The organism is Cupriavidus sp. FW216-B1 (genome assembly GCF_058789195.1).
In genome coordinates this window covers 1-25,604 of sequence record NZ_JBYTEL010000015.1, presented here as the reverse complement: position 1 = coordinate 25,604, position 25,604 = coordinate 1, and the positions used below count along the sequence as shown (strand labels likewise).

Sequence of the window (25,604 nt, the reverse complement as noted above, 5' to 3'; positions counted from 1 at the left end):
GCTGAGCCAGCCCCGCATTCCGCATTCACTCTGCCGCCCCGATGCAAGCTGCCACCACCCGCCCCAAGCACTGGCTCCTGCGCGAACTGCGCATCGGCGTGCCGGTGGCGTTGGGCGTCGCGCTGTTCTTCAGCGCGCTGTACCGCGAGCCGTTCGGCATCAACCTGGTCTATTCGGCCTGCATCACCGCCACGGTCCAGGCGCTGATCCAGGCCGGCCGGCACGGCCTGCTGCGTCTCGGCTTCCGGCAGGACGCGCCGGCGCCGGGCGGCCGGCCCTGGCCGGGCTGGCGGCTGATGTTCCCGTGGGTGCTGGTGTCGGGCATCCTGGGCTATTTCGGCGGCAGCGCGCTGGCCGCGTGGCTCACCGGCACCGGCGGTAGTCCCGCCGAGCTGGCGCGCAATCCGCGCGCGCTGATGGTCAGCACGATCGTGGTGGCGGCGCTGTCGCTCGGCATCAGCTATGTGTTCTACACGCGGGGGCGCCTGGCCGCGATGGCCGCGCGCGAGCAGGCCGCCATGCGCAGCGCGGCCGAGAACCAGTTGCGCCTGCTGGAATCCCAGCTCGAGCCGCACATGCTGTTCAACACGCTGGGCAACCTGCGCGTGCTGATCGGCCAGGACCCGCAGCGCGCCCAGCTCATGCTCAACCAGTTGATCGCCTTCCTGCGCGCCACGCTGGAGGCGTCGCGCTCCGGCCCGCATCCGCTGTCGTCGGAGTTCGCGCGCATCGCGGACTACCTCGGCCTGATGCAGGTGCGCATGGGCGCGCGCCTGCGCATCGCGCTGGACCTGCCGCCCGAGCTCGCCGGCCTGCCGGTGCCGCCGCTGCTGCTCCAGCCGCTGGTGGAGAACGCCATCAGGCACGGCCTCGAGCCCAAGCTCGACGGCGGCGAGATCCGCCTCGCCGCGCGCCGGGACGGCAGCGCGCTGGTGCTCACCGTGCGCGACACCGGCATCGGGCTGCGCGTGACGCCGCTCGCGCCGGCGCCGGGCGCATCGTGCTTCGGCACCGCGCAGGTGCGCGAGCGCCTGGTCCAGCTGTACGGCAGCCGCGCCGGCTTCACGCTCGACAATGCCGCCGACGGCGCCGGCGGCACGCTCGCCACCGTGCGCCTGCCGCTGCCCTGAACTCTCCACCGCGCGCCCCATGCAAGCCACCGCCCTCATCGCCGAAGACGAAGCCCTGCTCGCCGCCGACCTGCGGGCCGAACTCGCCCGCCTGTGGCCGGGCCTGCGCATCGTGGCGACCGTGGGCGACGGCGCGGCCGCGCTCGCGCAGGCGCTCGAGCTGCAGCCGGACCTGCTGTTCCTCGACATCCGCATGCCCGGCATGTCCGGGCTGGAAGCCGCGCAGGCGCTGGCCGAGGACTGGCCCGCCGACGGCAAGCCGTTCCCGCTGCTGGTGTTCGTCACCGCCTTCGACAACTACGCGCTGCACGCCTTCGAGCAGGCCGCCGCCGACTACATCCTCAAGCCCGTGCAGCCCGAGCGCCTGGCCAAGGCCTGCGTCCGCCTGCAAGCCGCGCTCGCGCAGCGCGCGCAGGCGCCCGCGCTCGACGCCACGCTGGCCCGGCTGCGCGCGCTGCTCGGCGCCGGCGCGCCGCTGCGGCCCGCGCCCGCCGCCGAGCCGCTCAAGCTGATCCAGGCCAGCGCCGGCAGCACCATCACGATGATCCCGGTGGCCGAGGTGATCTACTTCGAAGCCGACGACAAATACGTGCGCGTAGTCACCGCCGCCGGCCAGCACTGGATCCGGATGTCGCTGCGCGAACTGCAGGCGCGGCTGGACCCGCAGGTCTTCTGGCAGGTCCACCGCGGCACCATCGTGCGCGCCGACGCCATCGCCACCGCCACGCGCGACGATGCCGGCAGGCTCACGCTGACGCTGCGCGGGTGCGCGGACAAGGTCGGGGTCAGCCGGCTTTACGCGGAGCTGTTCAGGGGCATGTGAGGCGCGCGCGGCGTTGCCGGCGTACCGCCGGCGCGGCGCTCATTCCTGCCGGCGCGCCTTCGCCTCCATCTCGCGAATCAGCGCCCGCGCCTCGTCGCCTTCCGGAATCGGCTGGCCGCCGTCGCGCCAGCGCACCGCCGCCTTGAAGCCCTCCGCCTGCGCATAGCGGCGGAACCACAGTCCCTCCGGGTTGTGGCGCGTGATGCCGTCGAACACCGTCGCCATCATCTGCGTCTGCTCCAGGCCCATCGTCAGCATCACCTGGTTCACCACCATCTTGTGCATCGCCAGGTGCGCGCGCGGCACGCCCGCGATGCGCCGCGCCAGCCGCATCGCCGCCGCATCGAGTTCGGCCGCCGGCGCGGTCTCGTTGGCCAGCCCCCACGCCAGCGCCTGCCGCCCGTCGATGGTGTCGCCGGTGAACATCATCTGCTTGGCGCGCGTCGGGCCCAGCCGGAACGTCCACATCGCCGTGGTCGGGCAGCCCCACACGCGCGTGGGCATGTAGCCGATGCGCGCATCCTCGGCCATCACCAGCAAGTCGCAGCTCAGCGCGATGTCGCTGCCGCCCGCCGCCGCATAGCCATGCACCTTGGCGATGGTCGGCTTGCTGCAACGCCACAGGCTCATGAAGTCCTCGGTGTTCCGCTTCATGCAGGCATAGTCCACCATCGGGTCCCACGGATACTGCTCCTGCTGGCACGGATGCTCGATCGACTGCTGCGCCGTGTCGGCCAGGTCATAGCCGCCGCAGAAACCCTTGCCCGCGCCTTCCACCACGATGACGTGCACCTCGTCGTTGGCCTGCGCCCATTCCACCGCCGCGCGGATCTCGCGCGGGGTGTCGTCGTTGATCGCGTTCAGGCGCTCGGGGCGGTTCAGCAGCAGGCGGGCGATGCGGGGGGATTGCGGGTCCTGGTCGATGCGCAGGGTGGTGAACGTGGGCATGGCGGTTTCCTCGGTGGGAGCGGCAGGGGCAGGGGCAGGCTAGCACCGGGGTGGTTCGACGGTAAATAGTGGTTGTCGCGCAGGGGCGGGCCGCTGCTGCCCGGGGCGAAATGCCGGCGCGCAGGGTGTTGCATCCGCTGCGTGGTGTTGCGCCTGCTGGACGCGGACGGCGCCTGGCCTCTGTCCCGTACGCGGCAGAAAGAGGCGCGCCGAGGGCGCGCCCGCTATCCCGTCATCCGCCCGGGCACGCGCCGCCGCGCGCGATGCCCGGCCACGCCGCCGTTACTGCTTGACCACCACCGGCAGCCGGTTGCGCTCGGTCAGCGAGCGCAGCAGGCCTTCCACGCCGCCTTGCTGGATGATCTCGTTGAACTGCTGGCGGTAGGTCTGCACCAGCCAGGCGCCCATCACGTTGAGGTCGTACACGCGCCAGCCCTGCGGGGTCTTGTGCAGGCGGTAGTCGATCTGCACGGGCTGGCCGCTGGCGGTGTCGAGCGCGACGGTGCGGACCACCACGTCGGTCTCGGTGGGCTCGAAGCGCGAGGGCGGGTAGGCGATCTGCTGGTCGGGGCGGAGCTGGGCGATGGCGCCGGCGTAGGTGTGGATCAGCAGTATCTTGAATTGCTCGATGATCTGGTCCTGCTGCTCGGGCGTCGCCGTGCGCCAGTAGCGACCCATCGCCAGCTGGGTGGTGCGGCGCAGGTCGGTGTAGGGCAGGATGTCGCGGTTGACGATGGCGGTGATGCGCGGGATGTCGTCGGGCGCCACGGCGCGGTTGCGCACTTCGTTGAGCACCTGCTGCGTGGCGGTCTGGATCAGGGCCTGGGGTTTCGACTGGTCGTCGATCTGCGCGAAGGCCGGGCTGGCGAAGGCAGGCAATGCCGACAATAGGGCAATCAGGAACAGTTTCTTCATGCTGGGACCCCGCGTGGAAGGCGTCATGCTGCATTGCATTGTGCGCGATTTTGCCGCGTTCGGCCATTGGCGGCGGGGGCAGCGGGGCATGTGGCGGGATCGTGCGAGGCGCGCGCGGCGGCGGGGCCGGCGCGCGAAGGCGGCGTGCGCGGCCGGGGCATGGTGCTTCGCCGTGCCCCGGCACGGCATGGACGCGCAGGCCGCGCAGGCCGCGCGGGTGGCGGCGGCGGCCAAAACGCGCTCCCGCGCACGGAAGCGCGCGTTGCCTCAGGCGTCCACCAGCACCTCGAATCCGCCAAAGATCATGCGCTTGCCGTCGAACGGCATCTCGCCGTGGTCCTTCAGGCGCGGGTCTTCCATCGCGGCTTTCATGCCGGCGTCGCGGGTCTTGCGGTCGGGCCATGTGATCCACGAGAAGACCACGGCTTCGTCGTCCTTGCGCTGGACGGCCATCGTGAACGAGGTGAGCTTGCCTTCGGGCACGTCGTCGCCCCAGCACTCGACGAGGGCGAGGGCGCCGTGGTCCTTGAACACGGCGGCGGCGGTTTGGGCCATCTTCTTGTAGGTTTCGCGGTTGGCGATGGGAACGGGAACGACAAATCCATCGATGTATGCCATGTCGGATCTCCTTTGCTTGTCGACGTACGGGTGATTGGCGGACGCGATGCGGCCCGCTGCCCGGACGACGATTCAGTGTGGGCGAAATCGACAGGCGGGGCCCAACTTTTCTGCGGGGTGACGCCGCGGGCGGTTTTCAGCCGAGCGGCAGCAGGTCCCGGAACGAGGCTTCGATGTGCGCCACCAGCGACGGGCTGGCGGTGTCGTTGAGCAGGACCTGGAAGGCGTCGAACACCAGTTCCACCGCGGCGCGGTCGGTGGCTTCGACGAGCCGCGCGCGCAGCGGGTGGTCCGCGGTGCCGAAGGTGCGCGCCATGACGTCCATCAGGTACATGCGCGCGGCGGCGAGGGAGCGTTTCCTGGCAGCTTCGGCGGGGGCGGGCACGGGCGCCGGCGTTGCTGCCGGCGCGTGCTCGCGCGGTTGGGGCGGCACGGCCTCGGCCCGGTCGCCCGCCGCGCGCGCCGCGAGCTGGACGAGGCCGCCTTCGATCAGCTGCGCGACGGCGCTGGCGTCGAGGCCGAGCTGACCGGCGCGGCTGACCATGTCGGCCATGCTGGTGCGGCCGTCGACCATGATCAGCAGCGCGCGGCTGCGCCGGTCGAGCGCGCCGGTCCGCTGCCCGAGTATCTCGCGACCGGCTGCCGTTTTCTCCAGCAATCCAGCGTGATCTTGCATGGCTCGTCCTCCCCAGGATGGCGCCGAGGCTAGTGGCCGGAGGTGACAGCGGCATGACAGCGCGGCGCCGCGCCGGCGGGTGATGCCGGGCGCTGCCGGGTGCGCGCGGGCCTTGTCCGGCGCGCCGCGGCGGGTTGCGGGGCGGATGCGCGCGGCGCGGCGGCCGGGCGTGGACCTATCCCCCCACTTGTGGGGGGCGGCCGGGATGGGGCCCGCGCAACGGCGCGTCATCGCTCGGTCACACTCGTTTAGCAATAATCACTGCGCACGACTATACGTTCCGTTTAAAACGGGCAATTTTCCCTTTATATAGGGCTTGAAACGCTTGCAGACAGGGGCTTGAGCATGACCATCCGTCATCGCATTACGTTATTGGTTGTCCTGATGTTCGTGGCACTGGCGGCGATAGGCGGCTACGCCGTCTACCAGACCCGGGCCGGGGCTTCGGAGGTGAGGCAGGTGACGGAGGGCGTGGTGCCCAGCGCGCTGGCGTCCGCCGACGTGGTATCGCTGGTGAAGGATGTGCAGCTGGCCACGATGGCGCTGGTCTACGCGCCGGACGGCAACCTGGTGGCGCAGGCGCAGGACGAGCTCAAGGCCAAGGAAGCCGCGCTGCGCGAGGCGCTCGCGCGCCAGGCCAGGGGCGCCAACGGGCAGGCGCAGAAGGGCCTGCTGACGCAGGCCGGCGAGAGCCTGGACAACTACTTCGGCGCGATCAACGAGACCGCCGAGATGAAGGCGGCGGGCCGCAACGAGATCGCGCAGGCCTTTCTGTTCGCCAACGTGGCGCGCTATCGCGACGAGATGGAGAAGATCGTCGACACGCTGCGCGTGGAGAAGAACCGAGAGAAGGACGAGGCCATCAGCGGCCTGAACGGCAAGCTGGCGACCACCGCCACCGCCATCGGCGTGGTCAGCGGCGTGGCCATCGTCCTGCTGACGGCGATCGGCGCGCTGCTGTACCGGCAGATCACGCGCCCGCTCACGCGCATGCAGGCGATGATGAGCGAGATCGCCACCAGCCAGGACTTCACGCGGCGCGTGCCGGTGGGCCGCATGGACGAGATCGGCCATTCCATCGTGGCGTTCAACCAGATGATCGAGAAGATCCAGGAGAACGCCGCCCTGCTGCGCCAGAAGACCGCCGACATCCAGGCCATCCTGCAGAACATGCAGCAGGGCATCCTGACGGTGGTGGAGGGCGGCACGGTGCATCCCGAGTATTCGGTGTACCTGGAGCAGATCTTCGAGACGCCGGACATCGCCGGGCGCGACTTCATGCAGCTGGTGTTCGCCGGCACCGACCTGGGCGCGGACGCGCTGTCGCAGATCGACGCGGCGGTGGGCGCCTGCCTGGGGCAGGACGCCATCAACTTCGTGTTCAACCAGCACCTGCTGGCGGGCGAGGTGGCGCGGCGCATGCCGGACGGCCGCGTGAAGATGCTGGACCTGAGCTGGTCGGCCATCACCGACGACGCCGACACGGTGACGCGGCTGATGCTGTGCGTGCGCGACGTGACGCAGTTGCGCCAGCTCGCGGCCGAGGCCAGCGAGCAGCGCCGCAGCCTGGAGATCATCGGCGAGATCCTCGCGGTGAGCCAGGAGAAGTTCCACCAGTTCATCGAGAGCTCGACCACCTTCATCCACGAGAACGAGCGCATCATCCGCCAGTACTCGGAGGCGGACAGCGCCGCCATCGCCGCGCTGTTCCGCAACATGCACACCATCAAGGGCAACGCGCGCACCTACAACCTGCAGCACCTGACCGACGTGGTGCACGAGACCGAGCAGCGCTACGAATCGCTGCGCCAGTCCGACGAGGACAGCGCCTGGGACCAGGACAGCCTGATGCAGGAACTGGCGCGCGTGCGCGAGACGGTGGAGCGCTACGCCAGCATCAACGCGGTGAGCCTGGGCCGGCGCGGCCCGGGCCAGGGCGCCGGCCAGGGCGCGGCGCCGCTGCTGGCGGCCAGCAAGGAGCGCATCCGCGAAAGCCTGCGCCTGCTCGAGGCCGCGAACCCGGACAACCTGCACGACCTGGTGTCGATGCGCGCCGCGGTGCTGCGCACGCTGCGCCTGCTCGAGACTCAGAGCTTCGGCGAGGCGCTGGCCGGCGTGCTCGATTCGCTGCCGTCGCTGGCGGCCGAGCTGGGCAAGGAGGCGCCGGTGGTGCGCATCCAGGACAACGGCTACCGCGTGCAAGAGGAGGCCGGCGCGCTGCTGGAGAACGTCTTCACGCACCTGCTGCGCAATGCCATCGACCACGGCATCGAGGCGGCCGAGGCGCGCCGCGCGCACGGCAAGCCGGGCGCGGGCCACATCGACATCGAGGTCGGCGTGGACCAGGACGTGCTGCAGATCACGCTGAGCGACGATGGCCGCGGCCTCGCGCTCGACCGCATCCGCCGCATCGCCGCCGAGCGCGGCTGGATCGGCGCCGGCGACGAGCTGGCCGACACGGCGCTCGCGCAGTTCATCTTCCGCCCGGGCTTTTCCACCGCGGCGGCCGTCACCGCGGTATCGGGGCGCGGGGTTGGCATGGATGCCGTGCACGACTTCCTGGCGCGCGCGCGGGGCAGCATCGAGCTGCGCTTCACCGACGACCGCGAGGGCGCCGCGTTCCGCCAGTTCCAGACCATCGTCTGCCTGCCGGACCGGCTCGCCGTGGACAGCGTCGCCATGCTGGCGGACGCCGCCGCCGGGCAGGCCGAGGCCTCGGCCGCCAACGCCATCTGACGCTGCTCAACGAGAGGAATTGCTTGTGATCGGACTGTATCTGTTGGCCGCCCTCGCGGGCGGCGTGGCAACCGCGGTGCCGGCGCTGCTGGCGCACCGCTTATGCAAGGCGCGCGCGCTGGCGCGGCTGCGCGCCGACACCGAGGCGCGGCTCGACGCGCTGACCCGGGACGGCGCCGGGCAGCGCGAGCACGCCGCCCGGGCCGCGCAGGAAACCCAGGCGCTGCAGGCGCAGCTGCAGCAACTGCGCGAGGAAGCGGCCCGCCGGGCCGAGGCCGCCGACGGCCAGCGCGCCGCGCTCAAGGCCGCGCAGGACGAGCGCGACCAGTGGGCCGGCCAGGCCCGCCGCATCGCCGACGAGGCCGGGCGCCTGCGCGGGCTGGCCGCCACCTTCGAGCGCTGGCACGAGCAGATGATCTCGCTGATGGCGCGCAACCAGGCCATGCACGAGCAGAACCAGGAACTGTCGTCGATCGTCAGGCACGTGGTGATCGTCTCGCTCAACGCCTCGATCGAGGCGGCGCGCGCGGGGCAGGTGGGACGCGGCTTCGCCGTGGTGGCCGGCGAGGTCCGGGAGCTGGCCGCGCGCTCGGAGGCGCTGTCCAAGAGCTACAGCGACAGCCTGCACCAGAACGACCTCACCACCACCGCCACGTTCCAGGACATCCAGGCCGGCGGCAAGATGATCACGGCGTCGCTGAGCAGCGTCGAGGCGCTGGCCAGCCAGTTCCATGCGCGGCTGCACTGAGCATGGACGGACGGGATCGGGCAATCGTCATCGGGCAATCGGCATCGGACAGCGGGCATCGACGTGATCAGTTCCAGCGCACAGCATAGTTTCGAACGCATTTTCCACCGCGCGGCGCAGTCGCGGCTGCCCGCGCAGGCCGGCGACGCCTGCGTCGTCACGCCCGCGCCGAAGGGCTTGGCCGGCGAGCGCGCGCATGGCCGGGCCGACGCGGAGGTGGTCGTGCTGACCATCTCGTCGGTGGTGTTCCGGCTGATGCTGGTCCTGCATTTCGAGGACGACGAGGCCACCCGTGCGTATTTCATGCCCGACGGCGCGCAGGGCGCGCTGCGCGAGGCCTTCGTGGAAACCGGCAACCTCTGCTGCGGGGCCATCAACCAGGACCTGCTGCGCCATTTCCCGGACCTGGGCATGTCGACGCCGTACGTGCTGAGCGCGCACTGCGTGCCGCACCTCGACGGCCTGAAGCCGGACTATCGCGCCGCGTACAACGTCTCGATCAACGGCACCGTGCAGCTTGGCGCGACGGTGTGCGTGTTTACGAGCGCGCCGCTCGACTTCGTGGCGGACGAAGACGCCGTCGAGGAAGGCGGCGGGGAACTAGAACTGTTCTGACCAAACAAGACAGGGGAAAAAAGTGGCAAAGATTCTCGTGGTGGATGACTCCGGCACCGTGCGCGACGAAGTGGCGGGCTTCCTGAGAAAGAACGGGCTGGAGGTCGACACCGCCGTGGACGGCAAGGACGGCCTGGCCAAGATGAAGGCGGGCTCCGGCATCCGGCTGGTGATCAGCGACGTCAACATGCCCAATATGGACGGCCTGACGATGGTGGAGAAGATCCGCGGCGAACTCGGCAACAAGACCGTGAACATCGTCATGCTGACCACCGAAAGCAGCCCGGCCATGAAGGACCGCGGCAAGGCCGCCGGCGTCAAGGGCTGGATCGTCAAGCCGTTCAAGGGCGACGCGGTGCTGGACGCGTTCCGGAAACTGGCGGGCTAGGCACCCGGTCTGGAGCCGCCGGCGCGCGGCGACGCGCCCGGCGGCGGCCTGCCGCGCTCAAGCGCTTACTTCACTCCCAGCCGCCACAGCGAAGTCACTTCCGCCGCGCGCGCCGCGTGCAGCGGATCGGCCGGGTCGGCGGCCTTCGGGTGGTGCGGCTTGACTTCCAGGCGCCCCAGCACTTTGAGGCCGGCGGCGTCGATCCAGCCCAGCAGCGCCTCGCGCGTGCGCAGGCCGAGGTGCTCGGCCAGGTCCGACAGCAGCAGCCAGCCTTCGCCGCCGGGTTCGAGGTGATCGGCCAGCCCCGCCAGGAAACCCTTGAGCATCTGGCTGTCCGGGTCGTACACGGCGTGCTCGATCGGGGAGTTGGCGCGCGCCGGCACCCACGGCGGGTTGCAGACCACCAGCGCGGCGCGGCCTTGCGGGAACAGGTCGGCCTCGATGACCTCGACCTGGCCGTCCGCACGCAGGCGCTTGATGTTGTCGCGCGCGCAGGCCAGCGCGCGCGGGTCCTGGTCGGTGGCGATCACGCGCTTGACGCCGCGCTGGGCCAGCAGGGCCGCCAGCACGCCGGTGCCGGTGCCGATGTCGAAGGCCAGCTCGGTGGCCCCGGCGGGCAGCTGGGCCTTGGCCACGAGGTCGATGTATTCGCCGCGCACCGGCGAGAACACGCCGTAATAAGGATGGATGCGCTCGCCCAGCGCGGGGATCTCCACGCCCTTCTTGCGCCATTCGTGCGCGCCGATCAGGCCGAGCAGTTCGCGCATGGTGGCCACGTAGGGCGCGTCGGCCTCGCCGTGGGCTTCCAGGCAGGCTTCGCGCACGTCGGGCGCGCGGCGCAGCGGCACGCTGTGGTCGGCCTCGAACGGCAGCAGCAGCATGCCGAGCGTGCGGGCGCGCTGGGACTGGGCCTGGCGGTGCAGGTGGAACGCCTCGGTGGCGGTGGGCTTGGCCTGGCCCTTGTTGCGGTGCGCCTTCTTGGGCTTGTCGGCGCGCCGCGCCAGCGCCTGCAGCAGCTGGCGGGCGTTCTGGAAGTCGCCGCGCCAGAGCAGGCCGGTGCCTTCGCAGGCGAGCCGGTAGGCGGTGTCGGCGCTGGTGGTGTCGTCGGCGACGACCACGCGCCTGGGCGGCGGCATATTGGATTCGGAGCGCCAGTTGGCGCTGCGTTCTTCGCCGTCTTCGGTCCAGTGGATGGTGCTTTGTACTTGATTCGTCATATCGGGTTCAGGCCAGGTTCGGTAAGCCGGCCCCGCGCGGGGAGCAGGAGCGGAGACGGGGATCGGCAGGGCGCGCCAGGCCGGGGCGCGCCGCCGGCACCGGGCGGGCCGGTGCCGTTGGGGAAATCAGAGTTCGTAGGCTTCGTGGTCGCCGGACATGGCCTGCTCCACCAGCTTGCGGTTCAGCGTGGGCGAGAACAGCTCGATGAAGGTATACACGAAGCTGCGCAGGTAGGCGCCCTGCTTGACCGCCAGGTGCGTCACGTTGGTGCCGAACAGGTGGCCGGCGGGAATGCCGCGCAGGTTGCGGTCGCGTTCGGCGTCGTAGGCCAGTCCGGCCACGATGCCGATGCCCAGGCCGATCTCCACGTAGGTCTTGATGACGTCCGCGTCGATGGCCTCGAGGATGATGTCCGGCTCCAGGTGGCGCAGCTCGAAGGCCTTGTTGATCTTGGGCCGGCCGGCGAAGTTGAGGTCGTAGGTGATGATGGGGTAGGCCATCAGGTCTTCCAGCGCCAGGTGCTTCTTTTCCAGCAGCGGGTGGTCGGGTGGCGTGACCACCACATGCTGCCACTGGTAGCCGGGCAGCGAGACCAGGTTCTTGTCCGCCGAGATGCCCTCGGTGGCGATGGCGAGGTCGGCCTGGTCGTGCAGCACCATGTCGGCGATCTGGCTCGGGTTGCCCTGCTGTATCGAAAGGCGCACCTTGGGGTAGCGCTTGGTGAACTCGGCGATCACGCGCGGCAGCGCGTAGCGCGCCTGCGTGTGGGTGGTGGCGATGGTGAAGTTGCCCTGGTCCTGCGCGGCGTAGTCCTTGCCCACGCGCTTGAGGCTCTCCACTTCCTGCAGGATCTTCTCCACCGACACCAGGATGCGCCGGCCCGGCTCGGTCAGGCTGCGGATGCGCTTGCCGTGGCGCGTGAAGATGTCCACGCCGAGCTCTTCCTCGAGCTCGATGATGGCCTTGGATACGCCTGGCTGTGATGTGTAGAGCGCTTTTGCGGCTTCGGTCAGGTTGTAGTTCTGACGTACTGCCTCACGCACAAAGCGGAACTGGTGCAGATTCATATAACTGGCGTCGTATAAACAAACAACTTCTTATTAGTTTGAGATATGAGGCCAGTTTATTACGATTCTCGGACTTTGTTAACGAATGGTCGGATTCTCCGCGCGCGCCTGGCTTCCCGGCGGCCCGCGGCGCTCACCGGCCCGGCGCGCGCCCCATGTCCCTTGCCTATACCGTTTCCGGTCTGCTAGTAGGCGTCCTCGTCGGTCTGACCGGGGTGGGAGGGGGTTCGCTCATGACGCCGCTGCTCACGCTGATGTTCGGCTTCTCGCCGGCCACCGCGGTGGGCACCGACCTCGCTTTCGCCTCCATCACCAAGGGTTTCGGCACGCTCGCGCACCGCGCGCACGGCCACGTGCAGTGGCAGGTGGTGCGCCGCCTGTGCATCGGCAGCCTGCCCGCGGCGGCGGCGGCCATCCTGGTGCTCAAGAGCGCCGGCGAGCTGAACGCGCAGTGGCTGTACGCGATCCGCATGGCCATCGGCGTGTCTGTGATCCTGACCGTGCTGTCGCTGCTGTTCCGCAGGCAGATGCTGGACTGGCTGGCCCGCAACCCGCGCTTCCACCTCCAGGGCCGCGCCCAGGCCGTGGCCACCGTGCTGGTCGGCGCCGTGATCGGCGTGCTGGTGACGGTGTCCTCGATCGGCGCCGGTGCCGTGGGCGCCACCCTGATCCTGCTGCTCTACCCGAAGATGAAGCCGGCCGAAGTGGCCGGCACCGACATTGCCTACGCCGTGCCGCTCACGGCGCTGGCCGGGCTGGGCCACGTGTGGCTCGGCACCGTGGACTGGAATCTGTTGCTGTCGCTGCTGGTGGGCTCGATCCCCGGCATCTGGCTGGGCGCGCAATTGTCGCGGGCGCTGCCCGAGCGGCTGGTGCGCGCCGCGCTGGCGACCACGCTGACGCTGGTCGCCATCAAGCTCGTCTCCTGAATTCAACGCCTTACCGCATACACCGAATACTGAACGGACCCACACCATGTATCAGTACGACCAATACGACCAGCGCATCGTCAACGAGCGCGTGGCCCAGTTCCGCGACCAGGTGCGCCGCCGCGTCTCCGGCGAGCTGAGCGAGGAAGAGTTCCTGCCGCTGCGGCTGCAGAACGGCCTGTACATGCAGCGCCATGCCTACATGCTGCGCGTGGCGATTCCGTACGGCCTGCTGTCGAGCAGGCAGATGCGCATGCTGGCCCACATCGCGCGCACCTACGACCGCGGCTACGGCCATTTCTCCACCCGCCAGAACATCCAGTACAACTGGATGGACCTGGAGCGCGTGCCCGATGTGCTGGCCGACCTCGCCAGCGTGGAAATGCACGGCATCCAGACCTCGGGCAACTGCGTGCGCAACATCACCACCGACCAGTTCGCCGGCGTCGCGCCGGACGAGTCGCTGGACCCGCGCGTGCTGGCCGAGCTGCTGCGCCAGTGGAGCACGTTCCAGCCGGAATTCGCCTTCCTGCCGCGCAAGTTCAAGATCGCCATCACCGCCGCGGCCGACGACCGCGCGGTGGTGCAGATGCACGACATCGGCATCCACGCCTACCGGAACGCCGACGGCGAGACGCGCCTGCGCATCCTGGCCGGCGGCGGCCTGGGCCGCACCCCGATCCTCGGTTCGGTGATCAAGGAAGACCTGCCGTGGCAGCACCTGCTGTCGTATGTGGAATCGGCCATCCGCGTGTACAACCGCTATGGCCGCCGCGACAACAAGTACAAGGCGCGCATCAAGATCCTGGTCAAGGCCATCGGCGTGGAGAAGTTCGCGCAGGAAGTCGAGGAAGAATGGCAGTTCAGCAAGGACGGCCCGGCCACCATCACGCAGGCCGAGTTCGACCGCGTGGCGCAGTACTTCGCGCCGCCCGCCTACGACAAGCTGGCCGACACCGACGCTTCCTATGAAAAGCACCTGCTGGACGACAAGGCCTTCGCCCGCTGGGTGAGCCGCAGCGTGCATCCGCACAAGGTGCCGGGCTACGCGGCGGTGACGCTGTCGACCAAGCCGGGCGTGGTCTCGCCCCCGGGCGACGCCACCGACGCGCAGATCGAGCTGGTGGCCGACCTCGCCGACCGCTACGGCTACGGCGAGCTGCGCGTGGCGCACGAGCAGAACCTGGTGCTGCCGGACGTGAAGAAGCGCGACCTGCACGCGCTGTGGCAGGAAGCCAGGAAGGCCGGCCTGGCCACCGCCAACGTGGGCCTGCTGACCGACATCATCGCCTGCCCGGGCGGCGACTTCTGCTCGCTGGCCAACGCCAAGTCGATCCCCATCGCGCTGGCCATCCAGCAGCGCTTCGACGACCTCGACTACGTGCACGACCTCGGCGAGATCTCGCTGAACATCTCGGGCTGCATCAACGCCTGCGGCCACCACCACGTCGGCAACATCGGCGTGCTGGGCGTCGACAAGGACGGCGAGGAGTGGTACCAGGTCACGCTCGGCGGCGCGCAGGGCAACGCCAGCGCCATCGGCAAGGTGATCGGCCCGTCGTTCAAGGCCGAGGAAATGCCCGACGTGGTGTCGCGCATCATCGACACCTTCGTGGCCAGCCGCCACGAGGACGAACGCTTCATCGACGTGCTGGGCCGCGTCGGCATCGCGCCGTTCAAGGAACGCGTCTATGCGGACAAGCAGCGCGAACGCGCCGAAGCCTGAGCACCGGAGAAACACGACATGGCAAAGATCATTCAACTGCAACGCGGCGCGCAAGGCACCAACCCCGTGCCGGTCATCCTCGACGATGCCTGGACCGTGCTGCGCGGCGCCGAAGGCCAGCCGCTGACCGACGAGCAGATCGCCGCCGCGGCGCGGGGCAAGGACCAGGTGCTGTTCCCGCTCGCCGCGTGGCTCGCGCACAAGGACGGCGTGCTGGCCGGCCGCGCGGCCGACATCACCGGCGTGTGGCTGGCGCCTGAGGACGAGCCCGCCGACGCGCAGGCCGCGTTCGCCAGCGTGTCCGTGGTGGCGGTGGACTTCCCGGTGTTCCGCGACGGCCGCGGCTTCTCCACCGCCTACCTGCTGCGCACGCGCTACCACTGGGCCGGGCAGCTGCGCGCCATCGGCGACGTGCTGCGCGACCAGCTCAACTTCATGAAGCGCTGCGGCTTCGACACCTTCGCCGTGCGCGCCGACAAGAACATCGAGGACGCCATCAAGGGCTTCACGGAATTCACCGTGGCCTACCAGGCGTCGGTGGACGAGCCGCTGCCGCTGTTCCGCCGCAACCGCGCCGAAGCGCTGGGCAGGGAAACGGCATGAACGGGATCTCCATCGTGGAGGTGCCGGTGAGCGTGCCGTCGCCGCGCGCCGATGCGCCCGAGGCCGAGGCTTCGCTGTCGTCGCTGCGCCCGCCCGTGCTGTGGACGGCGCCCGAATACACCGGCAGCATCGCCGACCTCGAAGCCAAGGAGCGCGAGCTGGGCCAGCGCCTGGCCGGCATCGCCGGGCGCTTCTTCCGCGCGCGCTTCGCCTCCAGCCTGGCCGCCGAGGACATGGTCGTGACCGACGCCATCCTGCGCGGCGGCGAAGCCGTGCGCGCCGGCATCCGCGTGTTCACGCTGCAGACCGGCCGCCTGCACGCCGAGACGCTGGCCGTGCTGGACGCGGTCAAGGCGCACTACGGCTACGACATCGAGCAGTTCACGCCGGACGCCGAGGCCATCGAGAACTACCTGAAGAAGAACGGCCTGAACGCCATCTACGACAGCGTGGACCTGCGCAAGAGCTGCTGCGGCATCCGCAAGGTGGAGCCGCTGAACCGCGCGCTGTCGCACGCCGACGCCTGGCTGACCGGCCAGCGCCGCGAGCAGGCGGTCACGCGCGCCGAGCTGCCGCTCGAGGAAATCGACGAGGCGCGCGGCATCCCCAAGTTCAACCCGCTGGCCGACTGGACCGAGGCCGAGGTGTGGGCCTACCTGAAGCGCCACGGCGTGCCGGTCAACGCGCTGCATGCCAAGGGCTATCCCAGCATCGGCTGCGAGCCGTGTACGCGCGCGGTGCGCGCCGGCGAGGATGTGCGCGCCGGGCGGTGGTGGTGGGAAAGCCGCGACTCGAAAGAGTGCGGGCTACACGAACAGAACATCAAGCATTGAGGCCGAGAACGACATGGGCATCATGAACGAACTGAAGGGCGCGCCGGACGTGGCGCACCTGCTGCAGGTACAGAACGACCATCTCGACAAGCTCGAGGCGGAATCCATCTACATCATCCGCGAGGTGGTGGCGGAGTGCCGCAACCCGGCCCTGCTGTTCTCGGGCGGCAAGGATTCCATCGTCATGCTGCACCTGGCGCTCAAGGCCTTCCGCCTTGGCGACCGCAAGACCGAGCTGCCGTTCCCGCTGGTGCACATCGACACCGGCCACAACTATCCGGAAGTGATCGCCTTCCGCGACCAGCGCGTGGCCGAGCTCGGCGCGCGCCTGGTGGTGGGCCACGTGGAAGACTCGATCAAGCGCGGCACCGTGCGCCTGCGCAAGGAAACCGACTCGCGCAACGCGGCCCAGGCCGTGACGCTGCTGGAAACCATCGAGGCGCACAAGTACGACGCGCTGATGGGCGGCGCCCGCCGCGACGAGGAAAAGGCGCGCGCCAAGGAACGCATCTTCTCGTTCCGCGACGAGTTCGGCCAGTGGGACCCCAAGGCCCAGCGCCCCGAGCTGTGGAGCCTGTACAACGCCCGCATGGCGCCCGGCGAGCAGATGCGCGTGTTCCCGATCTCCAACTGGACCGAGCTGGACGTGTGGCAGTACATCGCCCGCGAAGAGCTGGCGCTGCCGCCGATCTACTACGCGCACGAGCGCGAAGTGGTGCGCAAGAACGGCCTGCTGGTGCCGGTCACGCCGATCACGCCCAAGCAGGACGGCGACGTGAGCGAAGTGCTGTCGGTGCGCTTCCGCACCGTGGGCGACATCAGCTGCACCTGCCCGGTGGCCAGCGTGGCGGCCTCGCCGATCGAGATCATCGCCGAGACGGCCGTGACCGAGATCACCGAGCGCGGCGCCACGCGCATGGACGACCAGACCAGCGAAGCGTCGATGGAACGCCGCAAGAAAGAAGGCTACTTCTGACACCGGACGCATACGCGGGCACATCGCGCCGTTGCACGGGTGCTCGTGCACCGATGCACACGTCGCCCCCGCGCGCCTGACGCCGCCTCCCGCATCTGCGCCGGAGCGAGCGCCCCGGGGGAAACAAAGGATCTGAACATGAGCAACCAAGCATCACACCAAGGCCTGCTGCGCTTCATCACCGCCGGCTCGGTCGACGACGGCAAAAGCACGCTGATCGGCCGCCTGCTGTACGACAGCAAGGCCGTATTGTCGGACCAGCTGACCGCGCTGACCAATGCCAAGAACAAGCGCACCGCCGGCGAGCAGATCGATTTCTCGCTGCTGACCGACGGTCTCGAGGCCGAGCGCGAGCAGGGCATCACCATCGACGTGGCCTACCGCTACTTCTCCACCGCGCGCCGCAAGTTCATCATCGCGGACACGCCGGGGCACGAGCAGTACACCCGCAACATGGTGACGGGCGCGTCCACCGCGCATGCCGCCATCGTGCTGGTCGACGCCACCCGCGTGAGCGTCAACGACGGCCGCGCCGAGCTGCTGGCCCAGACCAAGCGCCATTCGGCCATCCTCAAGCTGCTGGAGATCCAGCACGTGATCGTGGCCATCAACAAGATGGACCTGATCGAGTACAGCGAGGAGCGCTTCGACCAGATCCGCAACGCCTACACCGAGCTGGCCGGCCAGCTTGGCCTCAAGGACGTGCGCTACGTGCCGGTCTCGGCGCTGCGCGGCGACAACATCGTGCACGCCAGCCAGGCCATGCCGTGGTACGCCGGCGAGCCGCTGCTGCCATTGCTCGAAGCGCTGCCGGTGGAAGAGCCCGCGCCCGAGGGCGACGCCGCGCTGCGCTTCCCGGTGCAGCTGGTGATCCGCCAGGACGGCGCCCGGGCCGACGATTTCCGCGGCTACGCCGGCCGCGTCGAGGCCGGCACCGTGCGCGTGGGCCAGAAGCTGCGCGTGCTGCCCGCCAACCGCGACGCGGTGGTGGCCGAGGTGCTCACGCCCAACGGCGTGGCGGAAGCGGCCAGCGTGGGCGAGACCGTCACGGTGCGCCTGTCCGAGGACGTGGATGTATCACGCGGTGACATGTTCGTCGCCGCCGGCGCGGACAGCGTCTCGGCCAAGAAGCTGACCGCCGACCTGTGCTGGTTCGACGACGAATCGCTCAACCCGGCGCGCAAGTACGTGCTCAAGCACACCACGGCCACCGTGTTCGCGCGCGTGGCGTCGGTGGACCGCGTGCTGGACGTGCACACGCTGTCGCACGAGACCGGCCGCCGCGACATCCGCCTCAACGACATCGGCTCGGTGCAGCTCTCGCTGCAGAAGCCCATCGTGTGCGATGCCTACGGCGACAACCCGGCCACCGGCGCGTTCGTGCTGATCGACGAAGCCACCAACCACACGGTGGCGGCGGGCATGATCCGTGCATTCGCCTGAGCGGGTATCGGACAAGCAGGCGAAGGTCAAGGAGCAAGTCATGGGCAAGGTCTATCTGATCGGCGCGGGTCCCGGCGCCGCGGACCTCATTACGGTGCGCGGTGCACGGCTTTTGGGCGAAGCCCAGGTGGTGCTGCACGACGCGCTGGTGTCGCCCGAGATGCTGGCGTGGTGCCCGCAGGCGCAACTGGTGGAAGTCGGCAAACGCTGCGGCCAGCGCTCCACCGCGCAGTTGTTCATCAACCGCCAGATCGTCGACATGGCCGGCAAGCATGAGCGCGTGGTCCGCCTCAAGGGCGGCGACCCGATGCTGTTCGGCCGCGCCGACGAGGAGCTGCAGGCGCTGGAGGCAGCCGGCATCGAGTACGAGATCGTGCCCGGCATCACCGCCGCGCTGGCGGCCGCGTCCGCCATCCGCAAGCCGCTGACCAAGCGCGGCGTGGCGCGCAGCGTCGCCTTCGCCACGCAGAGCAAGGCCGCCGACACCATCGACGTGGAAGCCGACGTGAAGGCCGATACGCTGGTGTACTACATGGGGCGCGACCAGGCGGCGGCCATCGCCGCGCAGCTCATTGCCCACGGCAAGCCGGCCTCCACCCCCGCGTGGGTGGTCGAGGCGGCCACCTCGCCGCGCCAGCGCAGCCGGGAGTTCACGCTGCGGCAGATGGCGGCGGGCGAGGCGGCAGCGTGGATTGATCCGGCGCAGCCCAGTTTGTTGATGATCGGGGAGGCGTTGGGGAGGAGGGGGACTGAGGGGGTGCGGGTGGAGGGGGTTACGCGGGCGGCATAGGGGGGAGTTGGGGTTTTTGCTTCAACTTCAACTGCTTAACGTCAAAATCCACTTCAAAGTCAAAGTCAAAGGCTTTCGCTCCCCCGGAGCGACCTACTTTCTTTTCCCCGAAAAGAAAGTAGGCAAAGAAAGCGGGCTGCCTGGCCGGCAGGGGCAGAAACGTTGGGGTTTCTTGTTGTTGGTGGTTTCGTCGTGGGGCCTGCGGTTCTGCTGGCCTGCTGCCGTTACCGGTTCGGCTGGCCACGATCTGGCTGGCGGTATGGGTTTCGTGGTCAGACCTATGATGGCGGGCGGACTGCTGGTTCGGGCATCTGCCGTTACCGGCTCGGGCGGCCACGACATAGCACCCTCATGTTTTCGTGGTGGGCGTGGTGGACCCCACGCGAGTGTGTTGGGTTTCGATCAGCGTTGAGCGTTCTCGTGTACGTTTCAAGCCGGGGCCACTGCGCCCACCACGAAATCAGCACCGTCCCTATACCGTGGGCATCCGCCCCGGTCGCGGCAGCAGCCTGAAGGGCCTGGGCCATCGCCATCATGCAGCGCCACCACGAATCGAACACCACCTGCGACGCCGCAGGCGAGCAAACCGGTAGCGTCAGCAGCCTCATCGAAGCCAACGCCCGCACCACGAAACCACCACGCAAGTAAAGTCTGAGCGCCCAGCCCCCCTGCAAGGGGTCTGCTTTCTTTGGTTACTTTCTTTTCAGACAAAAGAAAGTGACTGGCAGCCCCGCGCAGCGGGGATGTCATACGGCCTTTGGGTTCAAGCACCAACAACCGCCCGAGCCGCCAGGCCCACAATAGCCCGAACAAGGACTCAACCGGCTCCTTACCCGCCTATCCCCACACAATAAGCAACAACCGCATCCAACACCCCCTCAACCTCCCCCACAGCCGTCGCGCAGCGAATCTCCACACCGGGATGGCGCCGCCGGCAATCATCCAGCAGCACCGGCAAGTCGCGCCGCAGATGGCCGCCCTGGCCGAAGAACACCGGTACCACGGTGATGTCCGCCACGCCGCTGCCGGCCAGTTCGGCCAGCGCGTCGGGCAGGGAAGGGGTCATCAGTTCGAGGAAGGCCAGGCGTACCGTGCTGCCGGGCAGCGCCGCCGCCAGCTTGGCGTGGAGGCGGTCGAACGGTTCGCGCCAGCGCGCGTCGCGCGCGCCGTGGCCGAACAGGACCAGGGCCTTGGCGGGGGCGGCGGGGGTGTTCATGGCGCGTCTAGTGTCGGTCGACCCAGCGCAATGCGCCGAGCGCCACCAGCAGGTACAGCGTGCCGGGGATCAGCGCCGAGACGATCGGCGGCCAGGTGTGCAGCAGGCCCACGTGCGAGAACAGCGTGTTGGACAGGTGGAACGACAGCCCCAGCATGATGCCGCCGAACACCTTCACGCCCACCGCGCCGGCGCGCGCGTGCAGGTAGGCGAAGGGCAGGGCCAGCGCCACCATCACGAACAGCGTGAGCGGGTACACCACCTTCTTCCAGAAGGCGATCTCGTAGCGCTGCGTGTCCTGCTTGTTGTCGCGCAGGTGGCGGATGTAGCGGAACAGGTCGAGCGTGGACATGCGTTCCGGCTCCACCAGCAGCACCGACAGGATCTGCGGCGTGAGCTCCGAGCGCATGGTCATGCTGGGCACGGTCTTCTGCTCGCCGCGGAACACCGGGGCCAGCGTGTCGGCCTTGCCGGGCTCGCCGCGCGGCAGTTCCAGGAAGTGGGTCTCGGTGACGCCGCTGAGCTGCCACGACTGGCCGCCCTGGTAGCGGCCTTCCCTCGCCACGCGGATCACGCTCAGGCGGTACTGCTCGTCGAATTCGTAGATGGTGACGCCGGTGATGCTCTGGTCGGGGCGCAGGCCGACCACGTTGACGAAGCGCGTGACCTCGTGGCCGCGGGCGGCGTCGCGGTCGCGGTCCTTGACCCACACGCCCGAGCGGAAGCCGGCCGACACCGTGGCGCCGAGCGCCTCCAGCTTGACCTTCTGCGCGTACTGCTCGGCCTGCGGGCCGATGAACTCGCCGAAGATGAAGGTGGCGATGGCCAGCGGGATCGCCAGCTTGAACAGCGAGAACAGCGCCTGCCGGGTGTTGAGGCCGGCCACGCGGAAGATGGTGTACTCGGACTGGCTGGCCAGTTGCGAGAACACGTAGATCGCGCTGATCAGCACCGCGATCGGCAGCACCTCGTAGATGCGCGTGGGCGCCTGCAGGATGACGTGGAAGAACGCCACCAGCGAGGTGTAGCTGCCGGCCACGCTCTCCAGCTCGCTGAGCATGTCGAAGAACACGAACAGCGCCAGCACGGCGAACAGGATGAAGGCGAAGACGCCGTAGATCAGGCGGCCGAAGTAGCGCTCGTAGACGCGCAGGAACCTCATGCCCGGCCTCCCTTCGGCGCCTTGCGCGGCAGGCCGAGCACGGCGCGCCAGCCGCCCAGGCTGATGTTCTGGCGGTAGCGGAACAGCACCACCGCGCCCAGCAGCGCGATCAGGTGGAACGGCCACCAGGCCAGCGCGAACGGGATCGAGCCCGAGCGCACCCAGGCCTGCGAGAGATTGATCAGGTTGCTGTAGGTCAGGTAGATCAGCACCGCGAACACCAGCGGCGTATAGCGGCCCAGGCGCGGGTTGACGTAGGCCAGCGGAATGGCGATCAGCACGAAGTTGAAGGCCAGCAGCGGCAGCGACAGGCGCCACAGCAGCTCGCCCAGGTTCTCGTTGCTGCGGTTGCGCAGCAGGTCGATGGTGTCACGGCTCTTGGTGGGCAGGTCGGCCTCGCTCGCGGGGGGTTTGTTGTCCACCTTCACGGCGTACTGGTCGAACTCGACGATGCGGTAGTCCAGCTTGCCGGGCAGGCCGGTGTAGCGGCGGCCGTTCTCCATCACCACCAGGCGGTCGCCGTTGGGCATGGTGCGGAACTGGCCCTGGTGGGCCAGCGACACGCCGATCTTGCCCGCTTCCGCGCTGGCCACGAAGACGTTGCGCGCGTGGGTCATGTCGGCGTCGATGCTTTCGATGAACAGCACGTAGTTGGCCTTGGCCGGCTCGATGAAGCGCCCCGCGGCGATCATCGACAGCACGCCGCGCTGCTCGAAGCGGTCGCGGAACAGCGCGCTCTGCTGGTTGGCCCACGGCCACGCGAACATGCCCAGCAGCAGCGACATGACGATGAACGGCGCGGCGAACTGCAGCACCGGCTTGACCAGGTCGCGCAGCGAGATGCCGGCCGAGAACCACACCACCATCTCCGAATCCTTGTACCAGCGCGTGAGCACGATCAGGGTGGAGATGAACAGCGTGGCCGACAGCAGGATGGACAGGTAGCCGATGGTGGCCAGGCCGATCAGCATCAGGACGTCGTTCGGGCTGGCCTGCCCGTTGGCGGCCATGCCAAGGATGCGGATCACGAGCGAGGTCAGCATGAAGGTCAGCATGACCAGGAACACCGCGCCGGCGGTGTAGGCGAGCTCGCGACGCAGGGCTTGTTGAAAGATCATGCGTTGTCGGTTCCGGACTGCCGGCCGGCGCGGGCGATGGTGCGCCGGTTGGCTTGCTAGTCAGGATAGCGGACCGGCGGCAGCAAATCGCGGATAATAGGGGCTTTCTTTGGACGAGCCCCTGGAAGGAAGCGCGATGGAATTTAGCACAAAAGCCCTGGATTGGAGCAAAGCTGGCCAAAATGGTTTCCTGGCGACCAAGACCGACTGCCTGGTGGTCGGCCTGTTTGAAGGCCAGAGCCTGGCCGGCGTGGCCAAGGCGCTGGACGTCGCGACCAAGGGCCTGGTGGCGCGGCTCGTCAAGCTCGGCGATTTCGAGGGCAAGCGCGGCACCCAGCTGATGCTGCACGAGGTCGCCGGCGTGGGCGCGGCGCGCGTGCTGCTGGTGGGCCTGGGCAAGGAGGGCGAGTTCAACGAGAAGGCGTTCGCCGAAGCCGTGCGCACCGCCTTGCGTGCCTTGTCCGGCACGCGCGCGGCCAGCGTGCTGTGGTGCCTGGCGCAGCAGCAGGCTTCCCAGCAGGCCGGCAACGCCGCCGACCTGTCGTGGCGCCTGATCACCACCGTCACGCTGATCCGCGAAGCGGGCTACCGCCTGCTCGAGCGCCATCCCGGCCTCAAGCGCGCCGGCAACGGCGCCAACGCCAAGGACAAGAGCGGCCTGCGCAAGGTGGTGCTGACCGTGGACGCGGCCGACGCCAAGGCCGCGGCCCAGGCCGTGCTGCGCGGCGTGGCCATCGCCGGCGGCATGGAGCTGACCAAGGACCTCGGCAACCTGCCTTCCAACATCTGCACGCCGACCTACCTGGCCGACACCGCGCGCGCCATCGCCAAGCGCCACAAGCTCAAGGTGGAAGTGCTGGGCCGCAAGCAGATCGAGGCGCTCAAGATGGGCGCGTTCCTGGCCGTGACCAAGGGCGCGGTCGAGCCGCCGCAGTTCATCGTGCTGCGCTATGACGGCGCATCCGCCAAGCAGGCCCCGGTGGTGCTGGTGGGCAAGGGCATCACCTTCGACACCGGCGGCATCTCGCTCAAGCCGGGCGAGGGCATGGACGAGATGAAGTACGACATGTGCGGCGCGGCCTCGGTGCTGGGCACGCTGCAGGCGGTGGCCGAGATGGGCCTCAAGCTCAACGTGATCGCGGTGGTGCCCACCTGCGAGAACATGCCCAGCGGCACCGCCACCAAGCCCGGCGACGTCGTCACCAGCATGTCCGGCCAGACCATCGAGATCCTCAACACCGACGCCGAAGGCCGCCTGGTGCTGTGCGACGCGCTGACCTACGTGGAGCGCTTCAAGCCCGCCGCGGTGATCGACGTGGCCACGCTGACCGGCGCCTGCATCATCGCGCTGGGCCACGTGAACAGCGGCCTGTACGCGCGCAACGACGGCCTCGCCGACCAGTTGCTGCAGGCCGGGCGCAAGGCGATGGACAGCGCCTGGCGCATGCCGCTGGACGACGACTACCAGGACCAGCTCAAGTCCAACTTCGCCGACATGGCCAACATCGGCGGCCGCCCGGCCGGCAGCGTGACCGCGGCCTGCTTCCTGGCGCGCTACACCGAGAAGTACGACTGGGCCCACCTGGACATCGCCGGCACGGCCTGGAAGAGCGGCGCGGCCAAGGGCGCCACCGGCCGCCCGGTGCCGCTGCTGGCGCAGTTCCTGATGGACCGCGCCGGCTGAAGCCAGGCGCGGGCCGGCGCCCGAGGGCGCCGGCTTGTGCAGAGGATCGTCCTTGACCATGACGCGCATCGATTTCCACAGCAACGTGCCCGACAAGCTCGGCTACGCCTGCCGCCTGATCCGCAAGGCCTACGGCGCCGGCCAGAAGCTGGTGGTGCACGGCGCGCCGGAGCAGCTGGCGCAGCTCGATGCGCGGCTGTGGACGTTTTCCCCGCTCGATTTCCTGCCCCACTGCGGCATCGACAGCCCGCACGCCGCGGTCACGCCGATCGTGCTGGCCGCCACGCTGGAACAGGCCCCGCATCACCAGTTGCTGATCAACCTGGACACGCAGCCGCCCGCGCAGTTCGCCAGCTTCGAGCGCATGATCGAAGTGGTCGGCAGCGACGCCGCCGACCGCGACGCCGGGCGCGAGCGCTTCCGCCTCTACCGCGAGCGCGGTTATCCGCTGGCGCACCACGACATCGCGCAGGCAGCCCAGGGCAAGGGAGGCGACGCATGACCGAACGCACCACCTCGCGCGTGATCCCGCGCATCGGGCCCAACGACAGCATTCCGCTGCTGACCGAAGTCATCGACCTGCCCGCCGATGCCGCCAGGCAGGGCGCGGAGCAGGCCGCCAGCGCCGCGGCGCCCGCGGCCGGCGGCCCGGCCCAGCCTCACGTCGCCCACGTTCCCCTCGAGCCGGCCTGGCCCGGCTCCCCGACCCACGTGGTCGTGCCGCGCGAAGCGGCCACGCCCGTGCCCGAGGTGCCGGCGCTGGCGCAGCCGAACCCGTCCACACAGGACGGCGCCTATTCCGTCTCGCACGCCGCCGTCCATCCCGTGCCGCCGCCCAGCGACGAAGAACTGCGGGCGGTTCGCAGCGAACTGCTCACGCGCGTGATGATGCGGTTTCGCACCGAGTGGCCGCAGGTGGTGGAGGCTCATACCGAGGCCACGCTGCAATCGCGTCTGGCGCCGTTGACTGCGCAGTTGGCGGCGGAGTTGACGCAGGCGCTGGAGGCGCGGTTGGTGGAGTGGTTGGATGCTACTCTGGAGGAGATTGAGAGGGATCCGGGTGGGGTTTGATTTTGGGGGTTGGTTTTAAAGGCAAAGGCTTTAACTTTAAAGTCAACTGCTTAACGTCAACGGCTGAACGTCAAAGTCAAATTCAAAGTCAACATCAAAGTCAAAGTCAAAGGCTTTCGCTCCCCCGGAGCGACCTACTTTCTTTTCCCCGAAAAGAAAGTAGGCAAAGAA

Annotated in this window: 25 protein-coding genes; 16 read left to right on the top strand and 9 right to left on the bottom strand. The window is 69.0% G+C overall.

Annotated features, from left to right (window positions below):
- The first annotated feature begins 41 nt into the window (after positions 1-41).
- Positions 42-1,130 carry a sensor histidine kinase gene (locus AC3WXD_RS25015; RefSeq protein WP_454732152.1) on the top strand — a complete coding sequence of 363 codons (1,089 nt, stop codon included), beginning with the start codon at positions 42-44 and terminating at the stop codon, positions 1,128-1,130.
- 19 nt (positions 1,131-1,149) lie between these two features.
- Positions 1,150-1,953: a LytR/AlgR family response regulator transcription factor gene (locus AC3WXD_RS25010; protein ID WP_492324884.1), complete on the top strand. Its 804-nt coding sequence runs from the start codon at positions 1,150-1,152 to the stop codon at positions 1,951-1,953.
- 39 nt (positions 1,954-1,992) lie between these two features.
- On the opposite strand, the gene AC3WXD_RS25005 is transcribed toward AC3WXD_RS25010, so the two are convergent.
- From AC3WXD_RS25005 to AC3WXD_RS24990, 4 genes are all read right to left on the bottom strand, one after another.
- Entirely contained in the window at positions 1,993-2,901 is a 909-nt protein-coding gene (locus AC3WXD_RS25005; protein WP_059413583.1) for a crotonase/enoyl-CoA hydratase family protein, read from the bottom strand.
- 282 nt (positions 2,902-3,183) lie between these two features.
- Positions 3,184-3,816: an MlaC/ttg2D family ABC transporter substrate-binding protein gene (locus tag AC3WXD_RS25000; RefSeq protein WP_492324883.1), complete on the bottom strand. Its 633-nt coding sequence runs from the start codon at positions 3,814-3,816 to the stop codon at positions 3,184-3,186.
- Positions 3,817-4,083: 267 nt separating this feature from the next.
- Complete coding sequence (locus AC3WXD_RS24995) at positions 4,084-4,434, bottom strand: DUF1428 domain-containing protein (RefSeq protein ID WP_020206363.1); 351 nt, start codon at positions 4,432-4,434, stop codon at positions 4,084-4,086.
- Between the two features lie 136 nt (positions 4,435-4,570).
- Positions 4,571-5,110: a hypothetical protein gene (locus tag AC3WXD_RS24990; RefSeq protein ID WP_492324882.1), complete on the bottom strand. Its 540-nt coding sequence runs from the start codon at positions 5,108-5,110 to the stop codon at positions 4,571-4,573.
- A gap of 345 nt (positions 5,111-5,455) precedes the next feature.
- Between AC3WXD_RS24990 and AC3WXD_RS24985 the strand changes: the two genes are divergently transcribed.
- The 4 genes from AC3WXD_RS24985 (at position 5,456) to AC3WXD_RS24970 (ending at position 9,597) form a co-directional block, all read left to right on the top strand.
- Positions 5,456-7,846 carry an ATP-binding protein gene (locus AC3WXD_RS24985; protein ID WP_492324881.1) on the top strand — a complete coding sequence of 797 codons (2,391 nt, stop codon included), beginning with the start codon at positions 5,456-5,458 and terminating at the stop codon, positions 7,844-7,846.
- 25 nt (positions 7,847-7,871) lie between these two features.
- Entirely contained in the window at positions 7,872-8,594 is a 723-nt protein-coding gene (locus tag AC3WXD_RS24980; protein WP_020206366.1) for a methyl-accepting chemotaxis protein, read from the top strand.
- 63 nt (positions 8,595-8,657) lie between these two features.
- The gene (locus AC3WXD_RS24975) at positions 8,658-9,209 is read left to right on the top strand and encodes a hypothetical protein (RefSeq protein ID WP_492324880.1); all 552 of its coding nucleotides are present in this window, start codon (positions 8,658-8,660) and stop codon (positions 9,207-9,209) included.
- 22 nt (positions 9,210-9,231) lie between these two features.
- On the top strand, positions 9,232-9,597 hold the full coding sequence (locus AC3WXD_RS24970; RefSeq protein ID WP_029044314.1) for a response regulator: 366 nt from the start codon (positions 9,232-9,234) through the stop codon (positions 9,595-9,597).
- 65 nt (positions 9,598-9,662) lie between these two features.
- Here the strand turns inward: AC3WXD_RS24970 and AC3WXD_RS24965 are convergent, their stop codons facing one another.
- Both AC3WXD_RS24965 and AC3WXD_RS24960 read right to left on the bottom strand, forming a co-directional pair.
- The gene (locus tag AC3WXD_RS24965; RefSeq protein ID WP_492324879.1) at positions 9,663-10,814 is read right to left on the bottom strand and encodes a methyltransferase; all 1,152 of its coding nucleotides are present in this window, start codon (positions 10,812-10,814) and stop codon (positions 9,663-9,665) included.
- Between the two features lie 126 nt (positions 10,815-10,940).
- Entirely contained in the window at positions 10,941-11,882 is a 942-nt protein-coding gene (locus AC3WXD_RS24960) for a CysB family HTH-type transcriptional regulator (protein WP_020206370.1), read from the bottom strand.
- Between the two features lie 155 nt (positions 11,883-12,037).
- On the opposite strand from AC3WXD_RS24960, the gene AC3WXD_RS24955 reads away from it, so the two are divergent.
- From AC3WXD_RS24955 to cobA, 7 genes are all read left to right on the top strand, one after another.
- Positions 12,038-12,811: a sulfite exporter TauE/SafE family protein gene (locus tag AC3WXD_RS24955; RefSeq protein WP_059413589.1), complete on the top strand. Its 774-nt coding sequence runs from the start codon at positions 12,038-12,040 to the stop codon at positions 12,809-12,811.
- Between the two features lie 46 nt (positions 12,812-12,857).
- A complete protein-coding gene (locus AC3WXD_RS24950; RefSeq protein ID WP_492324878.1) occupies positions 12,858-14,537 on the top strand; it encodes a nitrite/sulfite reductase in 1,680 nt (559 codons plus the stop codon).
- Positions 14,538-14,555: 18 nt separating this feature from the next.
- Positions 14,556-15,140, top strand: a complete 585-nt coding sequence (locus AC3WXD_RS24945) for a DUF934 domain-containing protein (protein WP_492324877.1) — start codon at positions 14,556-14,558, stop codon at positions 15,138-15,140.
- Positions 15,137-15,973 (top strand): phosphoadenylyl-sulfate reductase, encoded by an 837-nt coding sequence (locus tag AC3WXD_RS24940; RefSeq protein ID WP_492324876.1) that lies wholly within the window; start codon positions 15,137-15,139, stop codon positions 15,971-15,973. The genes AC3WXD_RS24945 and AC3WXD_RS24940 overlap by 4 nt, the downstream gene beginning before the upstream one ends.
- Positions 15,974-15,986: 13 nt before the next feature.
- The gene (gene cysD, locus AC3WXD_RS24935; protein ID WP_492324875.1) at positions 15,987-16,949 is read left to right on the top strand and encodes a sulfate adenylyltransferase subunit CysD; all 963 of its coding nucleotides are present in this window, start codon (positions 15,987-15,989) and stop codon (positions 16,947-16,949) included.
- A gap of 138 nt (positions 16,950-17,087) precedes the next feature.
- Positions 17,088-18,392 (top strand): sulfate adenylyltransferase subunit 1, encoded by a 1,305-nt coding sequence (locus AC3WXD_RS24930; RefSeq protein WP_492324874.1) that lies wholly within the window; start codon positions 17,088-17,090, stop codon positions 18,390-18,392.
- A 40-nt stretch (positions 18,393-18,432) separates the two neighbouring features.
- The gene (cobA, locus tag AC3WXD_RS24925) at positions 18,433-19,182 is read left to right on the top strand and encodes a uroporphyrinogen-III C-methyltransferase (protein ID WP_454732144.1); all 750 of its coding nucleotides are present in this window, start codon (positions 18,433-18,435) and stop codon (positions 19,180-19,182) included.
- Between the two features lie 829 nt (positions 19,183-20,011).
- Here cobA and AC3WXD_RS24920 read toward each other — a convergent pair.
- Genes AC3WXD_RS24920 through lptF form a run of 3 tightly spaced genes read right to left on the bottom strand, consistent with a single transcriptional unit; the run spans position 20,012 to position 22,678 of the window.
- The gene (locus tag AC3WXD_RS24920) at positions 20,012-20,398 is read right to left on the bottom strand and encodes a sirohydrochlorin chelatase (RefSeq protein WP_492324873.1); all 387 of its coding nucleotides are present in this window, start codon (positions 20,396-20,398) and stop codon (positions 20,012-20,014) included.
- Positions 20,399-20,405: 7 nt separating this feature from the next.
- Complete coding sequence (lptG, locus tag AC3WXD_RS24915) at positions 20,406-21,560, bottom strand: LPS export ABC transporter permease LptG (protein ID WP_020206993.1); 1,155 nt, start codon at positions 21,558-21,560, stop codon at positions 20,406-20,408.
- Positions 21,557-22,678 (bottom strand): LPS export ABC transporter permease LptF, encoded by a 1,122-nt coding sequence (lptF, locus tag AC3WXD_RS24910; protein ID WP_492324872.1) that lies wholly within the window; start codon positions 22,676-22,678, stop codon positions 21,557-21,559. Before lptF ends, lptG begins: the two co-directional genes overlap by 4 nt.
- A 136-nt stretch (positions 22,679-22,814) precedes the next feature.
- On the opposite strand from lptF, the gene AC3WXD_RS24905 reads away from it, so the two are divergent.
- The 3 genes from AC3WXD_RS24905 to AC3WXD_RS24895 are packed head-to-tail and all read left to right on the top strand — an operon-like array spanning position 22,815 to position 25,433.
- Positions 22,815-24,362 (top strand): leucyl aminopeptidase, encoded by a 1,548-nt coding sequence (locus tag AC3WXD_RS24905; RefSeq protein ID WP_059416263.1) that lies wholly within the window; start codon positions 22,815-22,817, stop codon positions 24,360-24,362.
- 58 nt (positions 24,363-24,420) lie between these two features.
- Positions 24,421-24,864, top strand: a complete 444-nt coding sequence (locus AC3WXD_RS24900; RefSeq protein WP_020206990.1) for a DNA polymerase III subunit chi — start codon at positions 24,421-24,423, stop codon at positions 24,862-24,864.
- Positions 24,861-25,433 carry a hypothetical protein gene (locus AC3WXD_RS24895; protein WP_492324871.1) on the top strand — a complete coding sequence of 191 codons (573 nt, stop codon included), beginning with the start codon at positions 24,861-24,863 and terminating at the stop codon, positions 25,431-25,433. Before AC3WXD_RS24900 ends, AC3WXD_RS24895 begins: the two co-directional genes overlap by 4 nt.
- Positions 25,434-25,604 lie beyond the last annotated feature (171 nt).

Coding starts and splice junctions, on each gene's coding strand:
- AC3WXD_RS25015 (WP_454732152.1), top strand. CDS start 42: ATGCAAGCTGCCACCACCCGCCCCAAGCACTGGCTCCTGCGCGAACTG.
- AC3WXD_RS25010 (WP_492324884.1), top strand. CDS start 1,150: ATGCAAGCCACCGCCCTCATCGCCGAAGACGAAGCCCTGCTCGCCGCC.
- AC3WXD_RS25005 (WP_059413583.1), bottom strand. CDS start 2,901: ATGCCCACGTTCACCACCCTGCGCATCGACCAGGACCCGCAATCCCCC.
- AC3WXD_RS25000 (WP_492324883.1), bottom strand. CDS start 3,816: ATGAAGAAACTGTTCCTGATTGCCCTATTGTCGGCATTGCCTGCCTTC.
- AC3WXD_RS24995 (WP_020206363.1), bottom strand. CDS start 4,434: ATGGCATACATCGATGGATTTGTCGTTCCCGTTCCCATCGCCAACCGC.
- AC3WXD_RS24990 (WP_492324882.1), bottom strand. CDS start 5,110: ATGCAAGATCACGCTGGATTGCTGGAGAAAACGGCAGCCGGTCGCGAG.
- AC3WXD_RS24985 (WP_492324881.1), top strand. CDS start 5,456: ATGACCATCCGTCATCGCATTACGTTATTGGTTGTCCTGATGTTCGTG.
- AC3WXD_RS24965 (WP_492324879.1), bottom strand. CDS start 10,814: ATGACGAATCAAGTACAAAGCACCATCCACTGGACCGAAGACGGCGAA.
- AC3WXD_RS24960 (WP_020206370.1), bottom strand. CDS start 11,882: ATGAATCTGCACCAGTTCCGCTTTGTGCGTGAGGCAGTACGTCAGAAC.
- AC3WXD_RS24955 (WP_059413589.1), top strand. CDS start 12,038: ATGTCCCTTGCCTATACCGTTTCCGGTCTGCTAGTAGGCGTCCTCGTC.
- AC3WXD_RS24950 (WP_492324878.1), top strand. CDS start 12,858: ATGTATCAGTACGACCAATACGACCAGCGCATCGTCAACGAGCGCGTG.
- AC3WXD_RS24945 (WP_492324877.1), top strand. CDS start 14,556: ATGGCAAAGATCATTCAACTGCAACGCGGCGCGCAAGGCACCAACCCC.
- AC3WXD_RS24940 (WP_492324876.1), top strand. CDS start 15,137: ATGAACGGGATCTCCATCGTGGAGGTGCCGGTGAGCGTGCCGTCGCCG.
- cysD (WP_492324875.1), top strand. CDS start 15,987: ATGGGCATCATGAACGAACTGAAGGGCGCGCCGGACGTGGCGCACCTG.
- AC3WXD_RS24930 (WP_492324874.1), top strand. CDS start 17,088: ATGAGCAACCAAGCATCACACCAAGGCCTGCTGCGCTTCATCACCGCC.
- cobA (WP_454732144.1), top strand. CDS start 18,433: ATGGGCAAGGTCTATCTGATCGGCGCGGGTCCCGGCGCCGCGGACCTC.
- AC3WXD_RS24920 (WP_492324873.1), bottom strand. CDS start 20,398: ATGAACACCCCCGCCGCCCCCGCCAAGGCCCTGGTCCTGTTCGGCCAC.
- lptG (WP_020206993.1), bottom strand. CDS start 21,560: ATGAGGTTCCTGCGCGTCTACGAGCGCTACTTCGGCCGCCTGATCTAC.
- lptF (WP_492324872.1), bottom strand. CDS start 22,678: ATGATCTTTCAACAAGCCCTGCGTCGCGAGCTCGCCTACACCGCCGGC.
- AC3WXD_RS24905 (WP_059416263.1), top strand. CDS start 22,815: ATGGAATTTAGCACAAAAGCCCTGGATTGGAGCAAAGCTGGCCAAAAT.
- AC3WXD_RS24900 (WP_020206990.1), top strand. CDS start 24,421: ATGACGCGCATCGATTTCCACAGCAACGTGCCCGACAAGCTCGGCTAC.
- AC3WXD_RS24895 (WP_492324871.1), top strand. CDS start 24,861: ATGACCGAACGCACCACCTCGCGCGTGATCCCGCGCATCGGGCCCAAC.